The 18,730-nt window shown below is 59.3% G+C and carries 21 protein-coding genes and 1 pseudogene; 13 read left to right on the top strand and 9 right to left on the bottom strand.

What is annotated here, in order from left to right:
* Positions 1-184 precede the first annotated feature (184 nt).
* From rutR to V6S97_RS07665, 3 genes and pseudogenes are all read left to right on the top strand, one after another.
* The gene (gene rutR / locus V6S97_RS07675) at positions 185-826 is read left to right on the top strand and encodes an HTH-type transcriptional regulator RutR (RefSeq protein WP_003509395.1); all 642 of its coding nucleotides are present in this window, start codon (positions 185-187) and stop codon (positions 824-826) included.
* A 254-nt stretch (positions 827-1,080) separates the two neighbouring features.
* Positions 1,081-1,404 (top strand): annotated as a pseudogene (locus V6S97_RS07670) (DUF2325 domain-containing protein); the annotation flags it as partial.
* A complete protein-coding gene (locus V6S97_RS07665; protein WP_003509399.1) occupies positions 1,385-1,672 on the top strand; it encodes a hypothetical protein in 288 nt (95 codons plus the stop codon). The pseudogene V6S97_RS07670 and the gene V6S97_RS07665, both read left to right, overlap by 20 nt.
* Positions 1,673-1,681: 9 nt before the next feature.
* Here V6S97_RS07665 and V6S97_RS07660 read toward each other — a convergent pair whose 3' ends face one another.
* The 5 genes from V6S97_RS07660 to uppO form a co-directional block, all read right to left on the bottom strand.
* Positions 1,682-2,077, bottom strand: a complete 396-nt coding sequence (locus V6S97_RS07660) for a DUF423 domain-containing protein (protein WP_003509401.1) — start codon at positions 2,075-2,077, stop codon at positions 1,682-1,684.
* On the bottom strand, positions 2,074-2,475 hold the full coding sequence (locus V6S97_RS07655; protein WP_003509402.1) for a group II truncated hemoglobin: 402 nt from the start codon (positions 2,473-2,475) through the stop codon (positions 2,074-2,076). Before V6S97_RS07655 ends, V6S97_RS07660 begins: the two co-directional genes overlap by 4 nt.
* Positions 2,476-2,579: 104 nt before the next feature.
* The gene (locus tag V6S97_RS07650) at positions 2,580-2,933 is read right to left on the bottom strand and encodes a HepT-like ribonuclease domain-containing protein (protein WP_003509406.1); all 354 of its coding nucleotides are present in this window, start codon (positions 2,931-2,933) and stop codon (positions 2,580-2,582) included.
* On the bottom strand, positions 2,933-3,229 hold the full coding sequence (locus tag V6S97_RS07645; RefSeq protein ID WP_035213477.1) for a nucleotidyltransferase family protein: 297 nt from the start codon (positions 3,227-3,229) through the stop codon (positions 2,933-2,935). The genes V6S97_RS07650 and V6S97_RS07645 overlap by 1 nt, the downstream gene beginning before the upstream one ends.
* Positions 3,230-3,267: 38 nt before the next feature.
* Positions 3,268-4,683, bottom strand: coding sequence for a polysaccharide biosynthesis phosphomannomutase UppO (gene uppO, locus V6S97_RS07640; RefSeq protein WP_003509411.1), 1,416 nt, complete (start codon positions 4,681-4,683; stop codon positions 3,268-3,270).
* Positions 4,684-4,943: 260 nt separating this feature from the next.
* Here uppO and uppM point away from each other — a divergent pair, with 260 nt between their 5' ends.
* On the top strand, positions 4,944-6,566 hold the full coding sequence (gene uppM / locus V6S97_RS07635; RefSeq protein ID WP_162694833.1) for a polysaccharide biosynthesis protein UppM: 1,623 nt from the start codon (positions 4,944-4,946) through the stop codon (positions 6,564-6,566).
* A gap of 24 nt (positions 6,567-6,590) precedes the next feature.
* Here uppM and V6S97_RS07630 read toward each other — a convergent pair whose 3' ends face one another.
* Positions 6,591-6,800 (bottom strand): hypothetical protein, encoded by a 210-nt coding sequence (locus tag V6S97_RS07630; RefSeq protein ID WP_003509414.1) that lies wholly within the window; start codon positions 6,798-6,800, stop codon positions 6,591-6,593.
* Between the two features lie 245 nt (positions 6,801-7,045).
* Here V6S97_RS07630 and uppL point away from each other — a divergent pair, with 245 nt between their 5' ends.
* Complete coding sequence (uppL, locus tag V6S97_RS07625; protein WP_003509417.1) at positions 7,046-7,846, top strand: polysaccharide biosynthesis UDP-hexose transferase UppL; 801 nt, start codon at positions 7,046-7,048, stop codon at positions 7,844-7,846.
* A gap of 154 nt (positions 7,847-8,000) precedes the next feature.
* A complete protein-coding gene (locus V6S97_RS07620; protein WP_003509419.1) occupies positions 8,001-8,249 on the top strand; it encodes a hypothetical protein in 249 nt (82 codons plus the stop codon).
* A gap of 22 nt (positions 8,250-8,271) precedes the next feature.
* Here the strand turns inward: V6S97_RS07620 and uppJ are convergent, their stop codons facing one another.
* Together uppJ and uppH are read right to left on the bottom strand one after the other, a co-directional pair.
* Positions 8,272-9,216 carry a polysaccharide biosynthesis UDP-hexose transferase UppJ gene (gene uppJ / locus V6S97_RS07615; RefSeq protein ID WP_334426457.1) on the bottom strand — a complete coding sequence of 315 codons (945 nt, stop codon included), beginning with the start codon at positions 9,214-9,216 and terminating at the stop codon, positions 8,272-8,274.
* An 8-nt stretch (positions 9,217-9,224) separates the two neighbouring features.
* On the bottom strand, positions 9,225-10,136 hold the full coding sequence (gene uppH / locus V6S97_RS07610) for a polysaccharide biosynthesis endo-1,4-beta-xylanase UppH (RefSeq protein WP_233282904.1): 912 nt from the start codon (positions 10,134-10,136) through the stop codon (positions 9,225-9,227).
* Positions 10,137-10,348: 212 nt separating this feature from the next.
* On the opposite strand from uppH, the gene uppI reads away from it, so the two are divergent.
* Positions 10,349-11,419, top strand: a complete 1,071-nt coding sequence (uppI, locus tag V6S97_RS07605) for a polysaccharide biosynthesis UDP-hexose transferase UppI (protein WP_003509427.1) — start codon at positions 10,349-10,351, stop codon at positions 11,417-11,419.
* A 2-nt stretch (positions 11,420-11,421) separates the two neighbouring features.
* On the top strand, positions 11,422-12,495 hold the full coding sequence (gene uppG, locus V6S97_RS07600) for a polysaccharide biosynthesis glycosyltransferase UppG (RefSeq protein ID WP_060725221.1): 1,074 nt from the start codon (positions 11,422-11,424) through the stop codon (positions 12,493-12,495).
* Positions 12,496-12,543: 48 nt separating this feature from the next.
* Here the strand turns inward: uppG and V6S97_RS07595 are convergent, their stop codons facing one another.
* A complete protein-coding gene (locus V6S97_RS07595) occupies positions 12,544-13,614 on the bottom strand; it encodes a hypothetical protein (RefSeq protein ID WP_060725220.1) in 1,071 nt (356 codons plus the stop codon).
* A 544-nt stretch (positions 13,615-14,158) separates the two neighbouring features.
* Here V6S97_RS07595 and uppW point away from each other — a divergent pair.
* The 5 genes from uppW (at position 14,159) to V6S97_RS07570 (ending at position 18,729) form a co-directional block, all read left to right on the top strand.
* Positions 14,159-15,517 (top strand): Wzy-type polysaccharide biosynthesis protein UppW, encoded by a 1,359-nt coding sequence (uppW, locus tag V6S97_RS07590; protein ID WP_003509433.1) that lies wholly within the window; start codon positions 14,159-14,161, stop codon positions 15,515-15,517.
* Between the two features lie 174 nt (positions 15,518-15,691).
* The gene (locus tag V6S97_RS07585) at positions 15,692-16,471 is read left to right on the top strand and encodes an ABC transporter ATP-binding protein (RefSeq protein WP_060725219.1); all 780 of its coding nucleotides are present in this window, start codon (positions 15,692-15,694) and stop codon (positions 16,469-16,471) included.
* Between the two features lie 40 nt (positions 16,472-16,511).
* Positions 16,512-17,282: a transporter substrate-binding domain-containing protein gene (locus V6S97_RS07580; protein ID WP_003509438.1), complete on the top strand. Its 771-nt coding sequence runs from the start codon at positions 16,512-16,514 to the stop codon at positions 17,280-17,282.
* 22 nt (positions 17,283-17,304) lie between these two features.
* A complete protein-coding gene (locus tag V6S97_RS07575; RefSeq protein WP_107675888.1) occupies positions 17,305-18,027 on the top strand; it encodes an ABC transporter permease in 723 nt (240 codons plus the stop codon).
* A 12-nt stretch (positions 18,028-18,039) separates the two neighbouring features.
* Positions 18,040-18,729 (top strand): ABC transporter permease, encoded by a 690-nt coding sequence (locus tag V6S97_RS07570; protein ID WP_187772513.1) that lies wholly within the window; start codon positions 18,040-18,042, stop codon positions 18,727-18,729.
* The last annotated feature ends 1 nt before the right edge of the window (position 18,730 follow it).

The raw sequence follows: 18,730 nt of genomic DNA, 5'->3' as shown, positions 1-18,730 counted from the left end.
AGCCATTGCCTTGTGATGGCGATGGGGGATAAATTGACCGGCTGGTAAACATTGCAAATTCGTGGTGACGTCAGCAAGGGATATTCGTGACGAATCGCACTAATTTTGCCTAAACTGTACGCGACGATTATTTTTTAAGCATACTGTAACGGCAATTGCATTGAAAAGAAACAGAGAGCTGAGAATGGCCATACCGCGAGCAGCGAAAACACAGAAGCGGACCCGCATTCAGGAAGAAAAGCAGGAAGCGATTCTTGAAGCCGCGCTCAGTGTTTTTTCCACGAACGGGTTTCGCGGCTCCACCATCGACCAGATTGCCGAGGCCGCCGGCATGTCGAAACCGAACGTGCTTTATTATTTCCGCACCAAGGAGGCGATGCATCGCGCGCTGATCGAGCGAGTGCTTGATACATGGCTCGACCCGCTCAGGGCTTTCGACGCCAAGGGCAATCCCGAAAGCGAGATCCGCTCCTATATTCGCCGCAAACTGGAAATGTCGCGCGATTTTCCGCGTGAGAGCCGCCTGTTCGCCAATGAGATCCTGCAGGGCGCGCCGCATATTGAGGACGAGCTGAAAGGACCGCTGAAACAACTGGTGGATGAGAAGGCTGAGGTCATCCGCGCCTGGGTGAAGGCCGGACGGATGGCCAAATGTGATCCCTACCACCTGATTTTCTCGATCTGGTCGACCACCCAGCATTATGCGGATTTCGACGTGCAGGTACGGGCGGTGCTGGGTGACAAGAATGGTGGCGAAGGCCGTTTCGAAGATGCGGCCCGGCATCTGGAGCAGCTTTTCATGGGCGGATTGCGGATAAACGGCTGAACGGGACCGTTCTCGCGAATATGTGATCGATTCTTTATGTCAAAACATGAGGAAAATTATCACCTTTATACTTTACTCCAAAACTCATCTTTATTATGGTGCCGGCATCCCGAACGTCCGGGGCATTGAAAAATCAACCGGCAGGTGAGGGAATGGCACGCAAGGAAAAGAAGAAGGCCGAACGCGGCGGCAAGCAGGGCAAGGGCGCGCCACAGACCGAAAAGGACGTGGCCGAACAGCAGCTTTCCGGTCCGAAAAGCTTTCTTTATGTCGGCGGCCGTGACTGTCAGGTTGCGCATCTTCGCCAGATCGCCAGCAATTTCGGTGCGGAACTCATTCATCATGATGGCGGCCTGCGCGAGGCCGTCTCCCGCATCGATACCGTCCTTCCCTCCGTCGACTGCGTTTTCTGCCCGATCGACTGTATCAGCCACGATGCGTGTCTGCGGGTGAAGTCGGGTTGCAAGAAATTCGGCAAGACGTTCATTCCGCTGCGCAATGGCAGCAAATCCAGTCTGGAGCGGGCGCTGCAGACGATGAATGAACGGACCTCCAGCGATGAGCGACGAGCGCAGTAATTTCCACGATGAAGATCCCGCGGTAGCAGAAGCCTGCCGTGTGGAACTGCACAAGATGGCCGAGCAGGCCGGCGACGCCGTCCTGACGGACATCTATGAAATCGTCGGTGAACGGGAAAGACGCAACCGTGTTGCCAGAAGCGGCGGCAATGTTGTGACCTTTCCCCATCTGCGCACCCGCCAGCCGGGTGAAACACCGTCCTTCGAGATCGGCGCGGCGGCTGAAGAGGGCCGCAATATTCTATCGTTTCGCTGGAAGCGGCGTTAGGGCTGAAACCTAGCCCTTCGGCTTCAGAAACGCTCCCGCACACAGCACCAGCCATCCGGCGATCATGCCGAGGCCGCCCGTGGGTGCAGCGTAAGGAAACAGGCTGTGGCCGGAAAAATGCCTGACAACGAGATCGCCGACAAAGATCGCCGTGCCGAGACCGAGGATCAGGCCCGCCGGAATGGCGGTTCGGATGCGCTCCGCACCGATATGCAGCGCCACCAGCACCGGCGCATGCGCCAGCGCCATCGCCGAGGCATTGCCGAGCATATAGGTTTCGCCGGTATGGGTGGCGGCGGCGGCAAGCATGACGCCGCTCGCGCCCAGCAGGCCGCCCAGCAGCAAAATGAAGGCCCGCAATCTTTCACGGGGCACGCTTGCGATGGTCGCGCTCTGCGTGGTCATTGGCTGTCCGCCTCCTGGTTCTGCATGTGAAAGGCCAGCCGCTCGACCGGCGTCCAGATGATCTCGCGCAGCTTCTCGTTCTCGATGGTTTCGTCCATGGCGCGGCGGAAGCAGAGCAGCCATTCATCCCGCTCGGCGGGGCCGATGGGGGCGACGAAATGGCGTCGCCGCAACATCGGATGGCCGTGTTTCTCGACATAGACGGGCGGTCCGCCAAGATATCCCGTCAGATAATCGTAAAACTTCGCTTCGCTGCCAGAGAGGTCGGCAGGGTGGATGGCGCGGCAGCGCGCTGCTTCCGGCAGGGTATCCATCAATTCGTAGAAGCGCCGGGTGAGCGCCCTGACGGTCGCATCGCCACCGATCGCTTCATAAAGGGTAATGGTCTCGCCGCTCATAATCCGCCTCTCGTGGCCCTCCGATCCTTATCGCTCCGTGGAGCCGGAAGAGCAACAGGGCGCTGGCGGGGTGCGACATTTGCGACACCATTCTGACAAAGCGCTCAGGTTTCACTTTCGACGGAGCGTTGAATAGTCTCAATTGCAATTTTGAGTGGCGCTAAATGTTCGGTGACAACCGCCCAAACGATGTCGTCGGCGATCTTGTGGTACTCATGGCGCAGAATATTACCGATACCGCGAATCTGTTTCCACGGGACATCAGGCGTAAGCTCAAGCAAGTCTTCGGGGAGGTGGCGGGATGCCTCGGAAACGATTTCCAGAGCGCGCTGCACAGCGAGTTTGAGGAGCCAATTTTGCTGGAAATCAGCAAGTGACAGACCCGCGGTGTGGGTTTCAATGCCGTTTATGGCTTCCAGAATTTCGGCGAGAACCGGCTCGACCCTGCGTCCGACCATCAAAATATCCGTACAGCGGATTGTTCGATGTCATTCCGGAGCAGCGGGTGGAGGCTGTTACGTGTCGTCACGTCCACTTCCACCGCCAATTCCTCTTCCAGAAACTGCTTGATGCCGACGAGATCGAGCAACGAGAAACGGCGGCCCGGATCATAGTCGATGAAGATATCCAGATCGCTTGTCGCAAAGGCTTCATCGCGGGCCGTCGAGCCAAAAAGATAAAGCGACGTCACGCCCATGCTTTTCACCGCATGGGCGTGTTGCTTGAGTTTCCTGATGGCGTCCATTCTCTTCATGCGCGCAGCTTACACCATCGCGCATGCGGCATCCACTCTCACCCGAAATTACGGATGAGATCGAGCCCCTTGTTCAGAAGCGTTTCGGCCTCATCCTGATTGGCGGCCTCGACGTAGCAGCGCATTTCCGGAGCATTTCCGGAAGGGCGGAAGTGGATGGTGCTGCCGTCGGTGAGCGCCACGCGCAGGCCGTCAATGTCGCTCAGCGCTTTGACGGAGCCGACCGGGGCGAGGAAGGCGTCGAGATTGGTCCGCGAGGCGCGCAGATGCGTCATCAGGGCGGCGCTCTTTTCCTGGGCGAAATTTTCCAGACGATCGGCGGCGGCGACCGGCAGCTTATAGGCGGCGGCGATCTGCGACAGCGGCTTTTTCTGTTCTGCCGAGAGAAGCAGCACGGCGAGGATCGGCAGGAAGCTGTCCCGCGTCGGCAGCGGCGAAAGCGGCCTGCCGTTGAGTGTGAAGGCGGAGGCCGTGAGCAGGCCGCCATTGGCCTCGAAGCCCATGACGCCGTTCCTGCCGGCGGCGAGCGCCTCGGTCATGCCGGCGATGACGAAGGGGGAGCCGACTTTGGTACGGATAACGTCGAAGGAGCCGCTTGCCTCGATGCCCGAATTGGAGGTGACGGGGGTGACGACCACGCCGGCTCCTAGGAAGTTGGCGGTGATCAGGCCGATGAGGTCGCCGCGCAGCGGCACGCCGTTTTCATCGGTCAGCAGCGGACGGTCGCCGTCGCCATCTGCGGAAACGATGGCATCGAGACGATGCTCCAGCGACCATTTCTTGAGAAGGGCCAGCGTTTCCGGCGAGACCGCTTCGGTATCGACGGGGATGAAGGTTTCGGAGCGGCCGAGCGGAACGACATCAGCGCCATAATGGGCAAGGACGTCGACAAAGAGATCGCGCGCCACGGTGCTGTGCTGGTAAACACCGATCTTGAGGCCGGAGAGCGCCTTTTCCGGCAGCAGCGCAATGTTGCGCTCGTAGAAAAGTTCGGCTGCGGTGCCGGAATGGTCCTCCGCCGTCGCCGCCTCGTCGCTTACGCCCTCCGCTTCGATTTCGGCAGCGAGAGCGGCAATCGCCGTCTCGTCCTGCTTGTCGATTTCGCCGTCCGGGCGGTAGAACTTGATGCCGTTGCGGTCGGCCGGGATATGCGAGCCTGTTATCATCAGCGCGCCTGCCTTCAGCGACATGCCGTAAAGCGCAAGCGCCGGTGTCGGCACCGCACCGCAATCGAACGGCGTCAGGCCGGCTTTTTTCAGCGCAGCGATGCAGGTGGCGGAAACATCCGGGCTCGAATCACGGAAATCGCGGCCGACGAGAATGGGATCACCCGCCTTTGCCTGGCCCGATGTGAGAAGATGCCTTGCAAATGCCGTGGCATAGACGGCCGAGGCCTTTCCTTTCAGATCGACGGAGAGGCCGCGAAGGCCGCTCGTTCCAAATTTCAGGCTCATGCCAAACTCCGTTTCGATAAAATCTTTTGAGGGTCAAATGGATAATGTAAAAATATAACGCCTGAAAGAACCGTATCGATCCATTCAAGTCAATCATCCCTTTCATGGCGGCCGCGAATAGGCGATGATGGCGGGGAATGATGCGGGTAACCTAAAATTCACCCGTCATATTTAAACTTGTCTGTCGATAGCGGCTCTGGCGACGATGAGAACCATGTGTTGCCGGCCTTTTTTGTGGTTCGTTCGAGTTGGATTGGCTGATGTACAGGCTTCAAAAGGCGGGACATAAGCAGGCACGTCCGCTCGATGAAAAAACGGCGCCCGCCGCGAAACCCCATGGTTCCCTGCTGGACGATCTGGTGGATGAGGACGAGGTTTTCGAGCGCACGGTGCTGAAGGAGCATCTTGAGCCGAAACCGGCGGCGACTGCTGCCGAGCCGGCTCCGGCCGAGACGCGGGTGAAGACGGCTTCACCGAGCGGCAGTCTGGCGGCTGCGCTGCCCGGTCTGAAATATATCGACAGGATCGGTGTGGATGACGTCATCCTCTGGCTTCGCAAAGGCATCATCTGGATCGTGCTGGCGATTGTTCTCTGCGTCGCCGGCGCACTCACCTACGCCTATATGACGCCGCCGCGCTACAAGGCCTATACGGATATCGTCGTTAATCCCTCCAATCTGAATGTCGTCAATGACGGGGTGTTTTCACCCAACCAGCAGCGCGACACTCAGATCCTCGAGGTGGAAAGCAAGCTGCGCACCATCACCTCACGCAACGTGCTGGCGCGGGTGGTGGATGAACTGAAGCTCGATCAGGACCGTGAATTCATAACGCCACCGCTGCTTGCCCGGTTGAAGGCGATGTTCTCTTCCGCGCCTGACGATGGCGACAACCGGGTCGGTGCGCTTCGTTCGCTCGGCGACCGGGTGGCGGCGGAACGCGACCCGCGTTCCTTTGTCGTGACGCTTTCGGTCTGGACCAATGATGCGGAAAAATCCGTGACGGTTTCCAAGGCCATCGTGAAGGCCTTCGAAAGCGAGTTGTTCCAGACGACCTCCGACAGCAGCCAGCGTGTCGTCGACGATCTCAAGAAGCGGCTCGAGGAAATGCGCGAGAATGTAACCATCGCCGAAAAGCGCGTGGCCGATTTCCGTCGCGAGAACGGCCTGCAGGAAAATAATGGCCAGCTCGTCAGCAATCTCGCATCCGGCGAGCTGAATGCGCAGGTGCTTGCGACCCAGCAGCGGCTCATTCAGGAAGAATCGCGTCTCAAGCAGATGGAGGCGGCGATTGCCCAGAACCGCACCCAGAGCGACGCCATCTTCGACAGCCAGACCATGAACACCATCCGCGCCCAATATAGTACCCTGCAGCAGCAGATCGGCGCGATGACGCTGACCTATGGCGCCCGCCATCCGCGTCTTGCAACCGCGGGTGCGGAGCGGGCGATGCTGGAACGCGGCATGGCGGACGAGGCGCGGCGCATCCTGCAGGCGGCCAAGATCAATGTCGCCGAAGCGCGCTCCTCGCTGGATGCGCTGAGGCTGAAGGCAGTGGCGGAACGCGCCAATGTCTTTACCGACAATGACGCGCAGGTGCGGTTGCGTGATCTTGATCGCGACGCCCGCTCGGCGGCGGCGATCTACGAGACCTATCTGACCCGCTCGCGCCAGCTGGCCGAACAGCAATCGATCGATTCCACCAATGTGCGGGTGATTTCGCAGCCGGTCGCACCCAATTCCAGAAGCTGGCCGCCCGGCAAGCTGACCTTCCTGATTGCCGGTGGCGTCGGGGGTCTGTTCCTCGGTCTCGGACTTGCCGTGGCTCTCGGCCTCTGGGGTTATCTGCGCCGGGATGATCATGCGGAAGCCGTGGCGCGTTAAGCCGTAAGGCGGCTCCGTGCCGGGTTATTCTTCCGAAATCAGACCGTCATAAACTTCGAGCAGGGCGGCGGCGATGGCAGCACCCAGCGCATTGCCGGCGTCGCGAATGCCGGCCTCGTCACCGTCGCGAACCGAAATCGCAAGATCGGAGGCCTCGTTGGCCACGATTTCTTTTGCCCGTTCTATCGCCCAGAGGCCGAAATCGCCGCGATTGTCGATGGAGATTGTTTCCATGGCCGGAGCCCTTCCGTGGTTTGATTTCCGCGTCCCTTAACCCATCGGCTGGAAAACCGGAATAGGCAGAAAATGTGGCGCACAACCTTCAGGCGTGTAAAATGCCTGCCGCATACGGGGATTTATAAAAATATTAATGATAGTTCTTCGTAGTGTTTGAAGCCTTATACCCTATGCATAAGCGTGAATATAACAATGAAACGATGCCTATCTTGGACACCGGACAGATCATGACAGGGAGAGAGATGCCGGATGCGGAGGGGACTGGTCAGGTCTGGCCGGTTATTCCGCTTGCGGCGTTGCCCATCACTGACGCGACCATCGATGAAACGGCGCAGGACTTCATCCTGCGTGCGACGTCGGCGCGCGTCGCCGGTGCACGGCCATTTTATTCGACATCGGCGAACGGCCAGGTCATCGCGCTCTGCCATCACGACCGGGAATTTGACGCCATGCTGCGGCAGGCGGACCAGATACACGCCGATGGCATGTCGCTGGTGATCTTCTCCCGCAAGTTCTGCCCGAGGGCATTGAGGGAACGGGTCGCGACGACTGATCTCGTCCATGCGGTGGCGAAGCGCGCCGAAGAGACGGGCAGCCGGTTTTATTTCCTCGGCGGTTCTGAAGACGTGAACCGTGCGGCAGTCGAGGAAATGCAGAGGCTCTATCCGCGCCTCGTCTTTTCCGGGCGGCGCAACGGTTATTTCAGCCGGGCCGAGGAAGAGGCGATCCTCGCGGATATCGCCGCGTCCGGGACCGATATTCTCTGGGTTGGTTTCGGCATACCGCTGGAGCAGCGTTTCGTTTCGCGCAATCTGGACAGGCTTTCCGGTATCGCTGTCATCAAGACCTGCGGCGGCCTTTTCGATTTCATCGCCGGCAAGAACAGCCGGGCGCCGCAATGGATGCAGGACATGGGGCTGGAATGGCTCTACCGGGCGATGCTTGAGCCGAAGCGTCTTGGAAAACGTTACCTGCTGACCAATCCGATTGCGATATATTCGCTGCTGAAGTACCGCTTCGGGGCGTCCGGGCAAAATCGCTAGAGCATCGCGCCTCTCCCGCCCGATAATTTGAGATTTCTCTAACATATTGAAACGATGCGCTTCGCCGCCGAAACCCGTTGCAACTGCGAACGGGTGCGCTACACTGCACAAATATTATAAATTTATTCGAATCAGAGATATTTCGAGGCCGCCAATGGTGATTACGTCCATTTCTCTTTTCATATATGGAATTGGCACCGTTACCTCTCTCGCCATGACCTATATCGAAGGCGCCCGCCGCGATAAGAGCTGGGATTTTTATCGGGTAACCGGCATTGTCCTTTGTTTCTTCTGGCCGGTGCTCGTGCCGCTGCTCGTCCTTGCGACGGCCTTTTCGTCGTTCGGTTTGCAGAAACGGCTCATAAATACAATCTCGCTCGGCAGGGAAAAGACCCTGAACTAACCATGGCTGGAGTGATTGGACTTCAGGTCTTCTTCGCCGGCGCCTTGTAAGGCGTCAGCGTTATGCCAAGGCTCGCTATCACGCGGCCGATGGACATCAGCGGCGGATGGGTGGCGGGCAGCAATGCGCCGGTTTTCAACCCGGCGGAAACGGCGCGCACCAGCGACAGGCACAGGCTGACGGCGTTTTTGGCGGCAAGCTGCAGTCCGCCTTTCAGGCCGGGGCGGCGGGCGCGGTCGATGCTGTAATTGATGATGCCGGTGCGGAGCGAGCGCTCCATGATCCAGCGCGGCGCCATGCGGCTTTCTGGCACATATTCGATAATGACGGCTTGCGCATTCCAGGCGAATTTAAAACCGGCCTTGCGGCAGCGGGTAAAGAAGTCCATGTCGCCGCCGCCGAGGAAGTTGAACTGCACGTCGAATTCCGGTTTCGGCAGGGTTTCGAACACCCGCCGGGAGATCAGGCAATTGCCCGATCCGTGGATTTGCTCGACCCGGCCGGTCGGCGCTTCGATGGAGCCGAACAGTGGATGCGATAAAACCGCCTTCGAAGCCGGGGCGTCGAATTCGCGGTTCACCGGTCCGCCGACGATATCGACGCCGAAGGACTTTGCCGCCGAAACCATTTCGGCAAGCCATTGGGGGGAGGCGGCCTCATCGTCATCGATCATCAGCAACCACTCAGCCGAAGGATAAGTCTGCCGGGCGGTACGGAAGGCCGTGTTGATGGCGTAACAATTGCCCTGCGTCGGTTCCACCAGCGCCCGACCGGCCATGCCGCTCTCGGCGAAAAAGGCGCGCGCGACGGCGAGACCCTGCTGGCCTGCGCCATCATTATCGACAACGACGACGGCGAAGGGAAAATCGACCTTCTGGGCTGCGAGCGATGCGAGCGTCTTTTTCAGGCCTTCCGGCCGGCGGAAACTCGGAATGCACACCACCGCTTCCGGCATGATCTCGGACATGGAAACTCCTAAATTCCGGCAAGTGCGGCGGCGGAAAAAACGACGGCCCGAAGGCTCTGGCGCGGGCGGTTGAGGAAGGTATCGGCAAGCGCCGAAAAGGCCTCGCGGTAGCGGCGGGCGCGAAAGGCCTGCGCCACGGTATAGGCATTCATGTGGTTTTCGGACTTGCGGCGAAGCCGTCGCAGTTCCTGCGGGGAGACGGCTGCGATGATGGCGGGATCGGAAAACACGGCTTCGATGGCCGGTTCGCAATCCCGGAAAGTCAAAAGCCTGTTCATCATCACGCTCGTCCTGTGCACCCGGTAGTCGAGCACATGGCGGCCGGGCAGATAGGCAAAACGGCCGGCGGCGGCGAGTCTGCACCAGCCGTACCAGTCTTCCGCATAACGCAACGTCTCGTCGAAACCGCCAAAGTCCTGAAAGATGCGGGTCCTGACCAGCATGATGCCGCCGTTGACGATGAAGTTTCCGCCGAGCAGCGGCTGGAGAATAAAACCGTCAGGCTTTTCCCGGCGGCGAATGAGATTGCGCCGGCCGATCTTGACGCCGTTTTCATCGATGCGCTCGTAATCGCCATAGACGGCGACGACATCCTGCCCGGAAATGCCGGCGCAAAGCGCTGCGATGGCGCCCGGTTTCAGACGGTCGTCGGCATCGAGAAACATCGTCCATTCGCCGCGCGCCTGCGACAGTCCGAAATTGCGCACGGCGGAAACGCCCTGTCTTCCCTGCGGCCGGGCCAGAAGTTTCACGCGCGGATCGGAAAAACCTTCCACCTTTTGCGCGGTGGTGTCGGTGGAGCCGTCATCGACAACAAGCACTTCGCGGATGGTCTCGCCCTGCAGCAACACGCTTTCGATCGCTTCCACGATGTAACGCTCGCCATTGCGAACGGGAATGACAATCGAAACGGAGACCAAGCTTTTCAACTCCATGAGGGGCGGCCCAAGCATTCTCACAGTGAAGTTACTACCGCATTAAGCGGGGCTCACCAATTATGACGTGGTATAGCGTCGGTTAACCTTGCAAATCTTTAATATCCTTTTGGCATGATTGGAATGTTATGTTTTGAGAATGAAAGCGCGGTGCGTCCTTCCGGACGCCGATGCGCCGGGGTTGCGGAGGCGGGTTGATGCGGATCGGGCGGCGGAATTTTCTGGGTGGTGCGGCAAGCGCTGGCCTGCTGCATGCCGTGGCCGGCCCGGCCTTTGCCGCGCAGAAGAAAGCCACGATCAAAACCGCCCCATATGGCGCGGCCGTCTACCTGCCTGACCTCACCGCCGATAGCCGCATCGGCGAGGCGGTGGTGAAATATTGCTCGCGCATCACCCCCGTCACCGAAATGAAATGGGAGGTTCTGCGGCCTTCGGCTGAAGCGTTCGATTTCACCGCTGCGGATGCAATCGCCAACTTCGCGCGTCAGCACAAGCTTTCCATGCATGGCCATCCGCTGATCTGGTATGCCTCCAACGCGCCCTGGCTTGCGAGCATCGGCGGCGGCATGAAGGTCGAAAAGCTGATGGAGACCCATATCGTTACCGTGATGGAGCGATACAAGGACGTGATCCACAGCTGGGACGTGGTCAACGAACCGATCCCCGACGTGCCGGGCAATGTGCGTGCGCGGCGTGATGCCTGGTATTATGGCGCGGGGCCTGATGCCATCAAGAAGGCTTTCGAGATCGCCCATGCGGTCGATCCGAAGGCGCAGCTCGTGCTCAACGAATATGACGTCGAATTTGCCGCCGAGAAATCGCCGGCCAAACGCGCCGCTTTCCGCAATCTCATCCTCGAACTGCTCGAAAAGGGCGCGCCGATCAACGCGATCGGCCTCCAGGGGCATTTGCGCGGCGGCTGGCCGATCGCCAAGGACGAGCTTGCCGCCTTCACGACGGAAATGCGCAGTTATGGTCTTGCCGTTCTGGTGACGGAACTTGACGTGATGGACCAGACGCTGCCGGCGCCGGAGGCCGAGCGCGACATGCTGATCACCGGCCAGGTCCGCGAGTTTCTGGAAGCAGCTTCTGCAGGCGGCCCGCTTTCCTCCATCACCACATGGGGCATTTCGGATCAATATAGCTGGATCCGCTGGGCCTATCCGCGCCGCGACGGCACCGCCAACCGGCCGCTGCCGCTCGACTGGAGTTTCAACGAAAAACCCATGATGGCCGTCATCAATGAATTCCGGAACCGTGGTGCATGACTATGAATGCTGAAATGCCGCTTCCTCCCGTGCAAAAGGCGCTGCAAATCAACCTCCATCCCTTCGATGCTCCGCATGCGGCCCTGACCCTGCCGCATCAGCTCAGGGTCTGGGGCGGACAGGTGGATCGCATTCTCCTGACCGTCGATACGGGCCAGGTGGGGGCAGGCCGCTACAAGGGCAACGGTTTTGATGCGGCGCGCCAGCGTCTCTTCGACATGCTGGAGGAAATGCAGACCAACTATCCGCATCTGCATGTGGATATCGTCGATTACAGCGATGCGGCGCGCAGCGCGGTGACGCAGACCTTCTTTTCCCGCTCACCCATTCCCTATCCCGCCAAGGCTTTCGACGGCGGGCCCTTCCATGTCTATTTCCATGGTATCAAACGCGCCAATGCCCGTTATGTGCTGCATATGGACAGCGACATGATGTTCGGCGGCGGCAGCCAGAGCTGGTTCGCCGAGGCGATCGCGCTGCAGAAGGCCAATCCGGATGCGCTGTGCATCACGCCCTTTTCGGGGCCGCCGACGGTGCGTGGCGATCTCGATATTTCCCGCCATGTCGGCATGCCCGGCGTGAAGAACATCCCTGAGCCGCGCAAGTTGCCGTCACGCATTCCCACCTGGCGTTTCGCCACGGTGTCCACCCGCCTTTTCTTGATCGACATGGATCGTTTTGCGAAGCGGATCGGTTCGCTGGAGTTGCTGCGGCCCGATGTCAAACGGCGCATCCGCTCCTATGCCTATAACCAGCAGCCGGTCTCCATGCCCGCCGAGGAAGTGCTGAGCACCAACATGATGCGCAGCGGCGTCCACCGGCTCGATTTTCTCGGCACGGGCAAGGGCATGTATTCGCTGCATCCGCCCTATCGCTCGCCGGAATTTTATGCGGCACTCGCCTCCATCGTCGAGCGCATCGAAAAGGGCGATATTCCCGAGGGACAGCTCGGCGATTTCGATATCAACGGGTCGATGGTGGACTGGACCAGCGCGCTGGCTGCCAAGACGCGCTCCAAACGTTATGCGAAAGCGCTGCGCCATCTCATCTCGGCCAATGTCGGGCGGTTCAGCTAGGCTTGAGGGTGCCCGGTCGGCGCTCCGTCCCGTTGCCGGGTGGAGGCCTCAATAGTCTGTTATGAGCTTGCTCCAGCTTTCAGAGCACAGCCCGCCAATATAGATATCGCCGGCCAGCGCTTTTTCCCTCAGCTCGTCATCCCGGGTCGCCATGCAGAAATAACCGTCATGGCGGAAGCTCATGTGGTTCTGGCGGTAAAGCGCGTTGATGAGAAACGGCTGCGACATGCCGGTGACATGGGCATAGTTCTCGTCATCGAAATGGCGGAACAGGGTGTTGAGCACATCGTTTTCGCAGCCGGCATCGCAGACGAGATTGAGCACATAGGCCGTTCGTCCCCGCTGGCCGAAAAACAGCGCGGCGCCCATGGCATGGCCTTCGGCATTCTCGATCATCACGCCCTTCAGTTCACCGAGGCTTTCATTGGCCCTGCTCATCTCTATCAGCCAGTGGAATTCCTCGTGAGACCATTCCGGGCGAATGGAAAAACGCTCGATCATGGTGAGCGCCCTGCGGCGGAAGGTTTCGTAGTCAACGGTTTTTACCGTGGCGCCGGCCGCCTCCTGCGGTCTCAGACCTTTTTTCCAGCGTCTGAGGATTCCATCCACAAAACCGAGCGTGGTCAGGGCAAGTGTGGTTTTGGCCAGTTTGGAACGGCGCGGCATGCGCAGGGCAATGGTGCAGAAGGGCTTGAGCGCCTTGTGCCATTGCAGGCTTTCAATCGGCAACATGTTGCCCCCGGTCGCCACCCAGTGATCGGCGCTAACGGGTGAAGCCGTGTCCGAGAACAGCATGTCGTGTTTGGATGCCCGCATGCCCCGAGACAGGCGCGCCGCGCCGAGCGCACCCTGTTTCCCATCAGATGCGAAGGCGCAGAGCAGCCTTGCGGTAATGGTTTTCCCGTTCGCGACGAAACGCATGGGCACGGCGAGGATGACGCTTGTGACCCTGTTCTCCCCGGCGTCGTAGACAACGCTGCCGTTCTCCGGGCTGAAGGCGGGACTGCCGAAAAACAGTTTCTCGATATAGGAGCGGAAATTGAAGTTCCGTTCTTGCCCGTTCTTCTTGAAAGCGCTGTTGAGCACGGCCTCGACTGCGGGAACGTCGTCCCTGCGCATGGGGCGAACACCGGAGACACCTGGCTGAACCGGGCGTTGTGGCGACTGCCCACTATCGCCATCGCCCATATTGGTGTGTATCGGAACGTCCACCCTCGGCCTCCAGCTTTCGCGCATTGATGAAATCAACCATAGGAAGCGTATATTTGAATGTATTAATATAGATATAAAACCGGCAATCCACTTGGTCCGGAAATGTTCGTATTAAGATAAAATGTTATTATATCAGCCTGTTACTTTGCTGGCCCTGCCTCATTTGAGGTTAACAAAATATACTTAGTTAAGCAACCGAAGGATGAAATATGGACCAATTTTCGCGGACGCTTTTTTGGGTTTTGAAGTTTAACTTTTAAAAATGACTGTCTTGTCCTTTGCCTCCCGCTTTCGGTTTCCTGAGAAAAAAGCGGACGATCGCGGTGCTATTTGCCCGTGCATCACGGATAACTAAAAAATAGGATTTGCGGGGGATATTCGTATTATCGAATATGAGAAGCACGAGTTTTAATGCGGGTGGCTTCAGGAAAGAGGGAGAGAAAAACCCCTTATGGATGCAGCGCATGAAGAACAGCGGCGGGGCTATTGGCGGGACGCGTTGTTTTACGTGACTTTCCTGTATTTCACGGTCGGCTTTTCGCCCTATATCTCGCTCTCATCGACCTATCAGGGCTCCGCCATGGCGGCCGGGTCCAACCTGCTCAACCAGTTGACGGCGATCATCCTGTTTTTCAGTTTCCTGGCCTTCATGGCGAAGGAGCGGTCGTTTTCCATCCTCTTCATGCCGCGCCTGCTGATGGCGGCGATTTTCGGCTGGTTTGTCCTGACTTCGGTGGCGGGCGAAGCGCCGCTGTTTTCGCTCAGGCGGCTTGTCATGTGCGCCATTATCTGTGTGCTTGCCGGCGGTTTCCTGCAATTGCCGCGCACGGAGCGGCATTTCACGACGCTGCTCGCCACATGCGCGCTGATCATATTGTTCCTGTGCTATTTCGGAATCACCGTGTTGCCCTCGCGCTCGATCCACCAGGCAAGCGATGCGCTGGAACCGCTTCTGGCGGGAGACTGGCGCGGGGTTTTCCGCCACAAGAACGAGGCCGCCTCGGTCATGGCGGTGTTGATCATCGTCGGCATTTATCTCAGCAAGCGCTGGTCTTTCATCGGCGGGCTGTCGGTGCTGTTGCTGTCGCTGGTCTTTCTGGTCAAGTCCGGCGGCAAGACCGCGCTTGGGCTGATGCCGATCATCATTGCGACAGGCTGGTTCATCCTGCGCTGGCCCCGCTGGCGCTACCCGGTCGTAACCCTGTTTCTGGCGGTCTTCGCGCTGGTGACCGTCGGCACCACGGTTGATCCCGTCTTTTCGCAGATGCTGACGAAGCTGGGGCTTGATGCCAGCTTTACCGGCAGAAGGGATATCTGGACCGTCGCCATCGACTATATCAGGCAAAGCCCGCTCCTCGGATATGGCTATCAGGCCTTCTGGCGCAGCGACACCCTGATGTCGAGTTTTACCGAGAACAATACCTGGGCGACGACCGCGCCGGATTCGCACAATGGTTATTTCGACCTTCTGCTGGCCGGCGGCGTGCCGGGTCTGATGCTGGTGATGGTGTGGATCTATCTCCTGCCGCTGCAGTATCTCGGCAAAATGAATGACGCCACGCGCAACAGTCCGCTGACGCGGCTTTATGTCGGTGTATGGCTTTACGTGCTGCTCTACGGCTTTCTGGAAACGCTGTTTTTCCTCAGCACCGGGTTCGTCTGGTTCTTCCTCATCGTGGCGGTGATGGGCCTGCATCTGCAGGCCAATGCCAGCCTCGTGGAGGACGAGGCGGAGGGGGAACCGGACAGAACTGGGGCGGCCCCGATACCCCAACGGCGGCAGGTTTCCCCGGTTGTTCGTTCCAGGTGATATTTTGAAATGATTTTTCGTTGCGAATATGTAAAAGAGCCGATTGTTGCGCGCGTCTGTAGCTATTTTCGCTAAACATGCGCGGCTCAAGTCTTTGTTATTGTGCAAGTCGCATCGCAAACCCCGGGGGTATCGACGCGGCGGCACTAAAAAACGGATCGGCTAGGTCAATCGATGGCAGATACAGGCGCCTGCGCGCTCGAAGCGGATGACATCCACAAGAGCTTCGGCACGCATGAAGTTTTGAAGGGCGTTTCGTTGCAGGCCCATAAGGGCGATGTCATCTCGATCATCGGGTCTTCCGGTTCCGGCAAAAGCACCTTTCTGCGCTGCATGAATTTTCTCGAAACGCCGGATCGCGGCCGTGTCATCATCAATGGCGAGGAAATCGCCACAAAAACCGGCCGCGACGGCAAGGCCGTGCCGAAAAGCTGGCGGCAGGTGGAAAAATTGCGCACCGGTCTCGGCATGGTGTTCCAGAATTTCAATCTCTGGGCCCATCGCACCGTTCTGGAAAACGTCATCGAGGCGCCCGTTCATGTTCTCGGCGTCAAGCGGCAGGAGGCGGTTGAAAAGGCCGAAGCCCTGCTGAACAAGGTCGGGCTCTACGACAAGAAAAACGCCTATCCGGCATTCCTGTCCGGCGGACAGCAGCAGCGCGCCGCCATTGCGCGTGCTCTCTGCATGGAACCGGCGGTGATGCTGTTCGACGAACCCACCTCGGCGCTTGATCCGGAACTGGTGGGAGAGGTTCTGAAGGTCATCCGCGATCTGGCCGAGGAAGGCCGCACCATGCTGCTCGTCACCCACGAGATGCGCTTTGCGCGCGATGTGTCCTCCCAGGTCGTGTTTCTGCATCAGGGCCGGGTGGAGGAGGCGGGCCCGCCGGCGCAGGTGTTCGGCAACCCCACGAGCGCCCGTTGCCGGGAATTCACCGGCGCGCTGGCCAATTGACCCATTTGCCTGACAGTCCGTTTTAACAGGAGAGACTTGAATGAAATTCTTCGCCACGCTGCTTGCCGGAACGGCATTTGCGTTTTCCGCCTTCACGGCCAGCGCCGACGTGCGTTTCGGCATCATGAACGAAGCCTATCCGCCCTTCTTCGCCAAGGATGCCAGCGGCAAGTGGCAGGGCTGGGAAATCGACCTCATGGACGCCGTCTGCGCGGAAATGAAGGAAAAATGCTCGATCGTGGAACTGTCCTGGGATGGCCTTATCCCGGCGCTGCAGACAAAGAAATTCGACGTCATCTGGTCCTCCATGTCGAACACGGAAGAGCGTCAGAAGATCATCGATTTCACCGATAAATATTACAACACGCCGAGCAAGCTGATCGGCGCCAAGGGCGAAAAGGCGGGTGCGACGGCCGAGGACGTCAAGGGCAAGACCATCGGCATTCAGGTGGCGACGATCCAGTCCGAATATTACAAGAAATATTTCGCCGGTGTCGCCGATGAGAAGACCTACCAGACGCTGGACGAGGCGTTTCAGGATCTCGCGGCCGGCCGTATCGACTATGTCTTCGGCGATTCCATCGTCCTCGACGCTTTCGTGAAGAGCGATGCGGGCAAGGATTGCTGCGCCGACATGGGCGATGTCGCCGACGACAAGGAAATCCTCGGTCTCGGCGTTTCGGGCGGCCTGCGCAAGGAAGACACCGAACTCAAGGCCAAGCTGAATGCGGCAATCGCCGCCGTACGCGCCAGCGGCAAATATGACGAGATCAGCAAGAAGTACTTCAGCTTCAATATTTACGGGCAGTAATTCGATCTGATCGGTCACGCATATGGCAAGCCTTGAAACCACGTTGCAACTTCTGTCTCCCTATCCTCCGGGATGGGGCGGCACCCTGTTGAAGGGTGCGGCATCGACGCTTGCCATTTCCGCCGGCGCCTATCTGATCGGCCTTGCCATCGGCATGGCCGGGGCGCTCGGCAAGCTTTCGGGCAACAGGCCGCTTGGCCTGCTGCTCAACCTCTACACCACCGCGATCCGCGCCGTTCCCGAGCTGATCCTCATCGTCGGGCTTTATTATGCCGGTACTGACGGTCTCAACCGGCTGCTGCTGCTGGCTGGCATGCCGCCGCTGGAGGTCAACGGTTTCGTTGCCGCCGTTGCGGTTCTGGGTTTCGTGCAGGGCGCCTATATGACCGAGGTGCTGCGCGGCGCGATCCTTGCCATTCCGAGCGGGCAGATCGAGGCGGCGCGCGCCTTCGGCATGTCACCCGCCCTACGGTTCCGCCGGGTGGTCTTGCCGGCGCTTTTGCCCAACGCCTTGCCGGGGCTTGGCAATCTCTGGCTTGCGGTGACCAAGGACAGCGCCTTGGTGGCGGTCGTCGGTTATCAGGAACTGGCGCTCGCGACGCGGCTGGCCGGGGCCAGCACCAAGCAATATTTCCTGTTCTTCCTTGCCGCCGCCCTGCTTTACCTTGCCATCACGCTCGTTTCGAACCTCGTTTTTTCGCTGGTCGAACGCCGCGTGCGGCGCGGCCAGCCGGCCCTGGCCTGAGGAGGGGACGGCATGGATTTTTCATGGGTCGCGAAATATTGGCCGCTTCTTCTTTCGGGTGCATGGCAGACGGTGGCGCTGCTCGTCATCTCCGTCAGCATCGGGTTTCTTCTGGCCATCGGGCTCGCCTTCGCACAGGTGAGCGGCGGGCGGATGACGAAAATCCTGGCGCGGGCCTATTGCACCTTCTTCCGGGGCACGCCACTGCTCATCCAGCTCTGGCTGCTTTATTATGGCGTCGGCTCGCTTCTGCCGATGATCCCCGGCATCAGGCAAAGCTTCATGTGGCCGGTGCTGCGTGAAGGGTTCTTCTTCGCGGCCGTCAGCTTCACGCTGAATTATGCGGCTTATGAGGCGGAAGTTCTGCGCGGCGCGCTGCTGGCCGTGCCGAAAGGCGAGCTGGAGGCGGGCAGGGCTTTCGGCATGGGCCGCTTCACCCTCATTCGCCGCATCTGGCTGCCGCGCGCCATCCGCATCGCGCTGCCGACCATTGCCGGCGAGGTGGTGATGCAGCTGAAGGCGACGCCGCTTGCTTTCACCGTGACTGTCATGGATCTCTACGCCGTCGCCTACAAGGTGCGGCAGGACACGCTGCTCGTCTATGAGCCGCTGATCGTCGTCACCGTCTTTTATCTCATTCTCACCGCCATCATCGCCCGCTGTTTCGGTCTCGTCGAACAGCAGGTGCCCGTCCGGCGATAAA

The organism is Agrobacterium sp. CCNWLW155, from assembly GCF_036888815.1.
Classification (GTDB): domain Bacteria; phylum Pseudomonadota; class Alphaproteobacteria; order Rhizobiales; family Rhizobiaceae; genus Agrobacterium; species Agrobacterium radiobacter.
The sequence above is the reverse complement of the archived record's forward strand: the minus strand, read 5'-3'. Positions and strand labels throughout refer to the sequence as shown.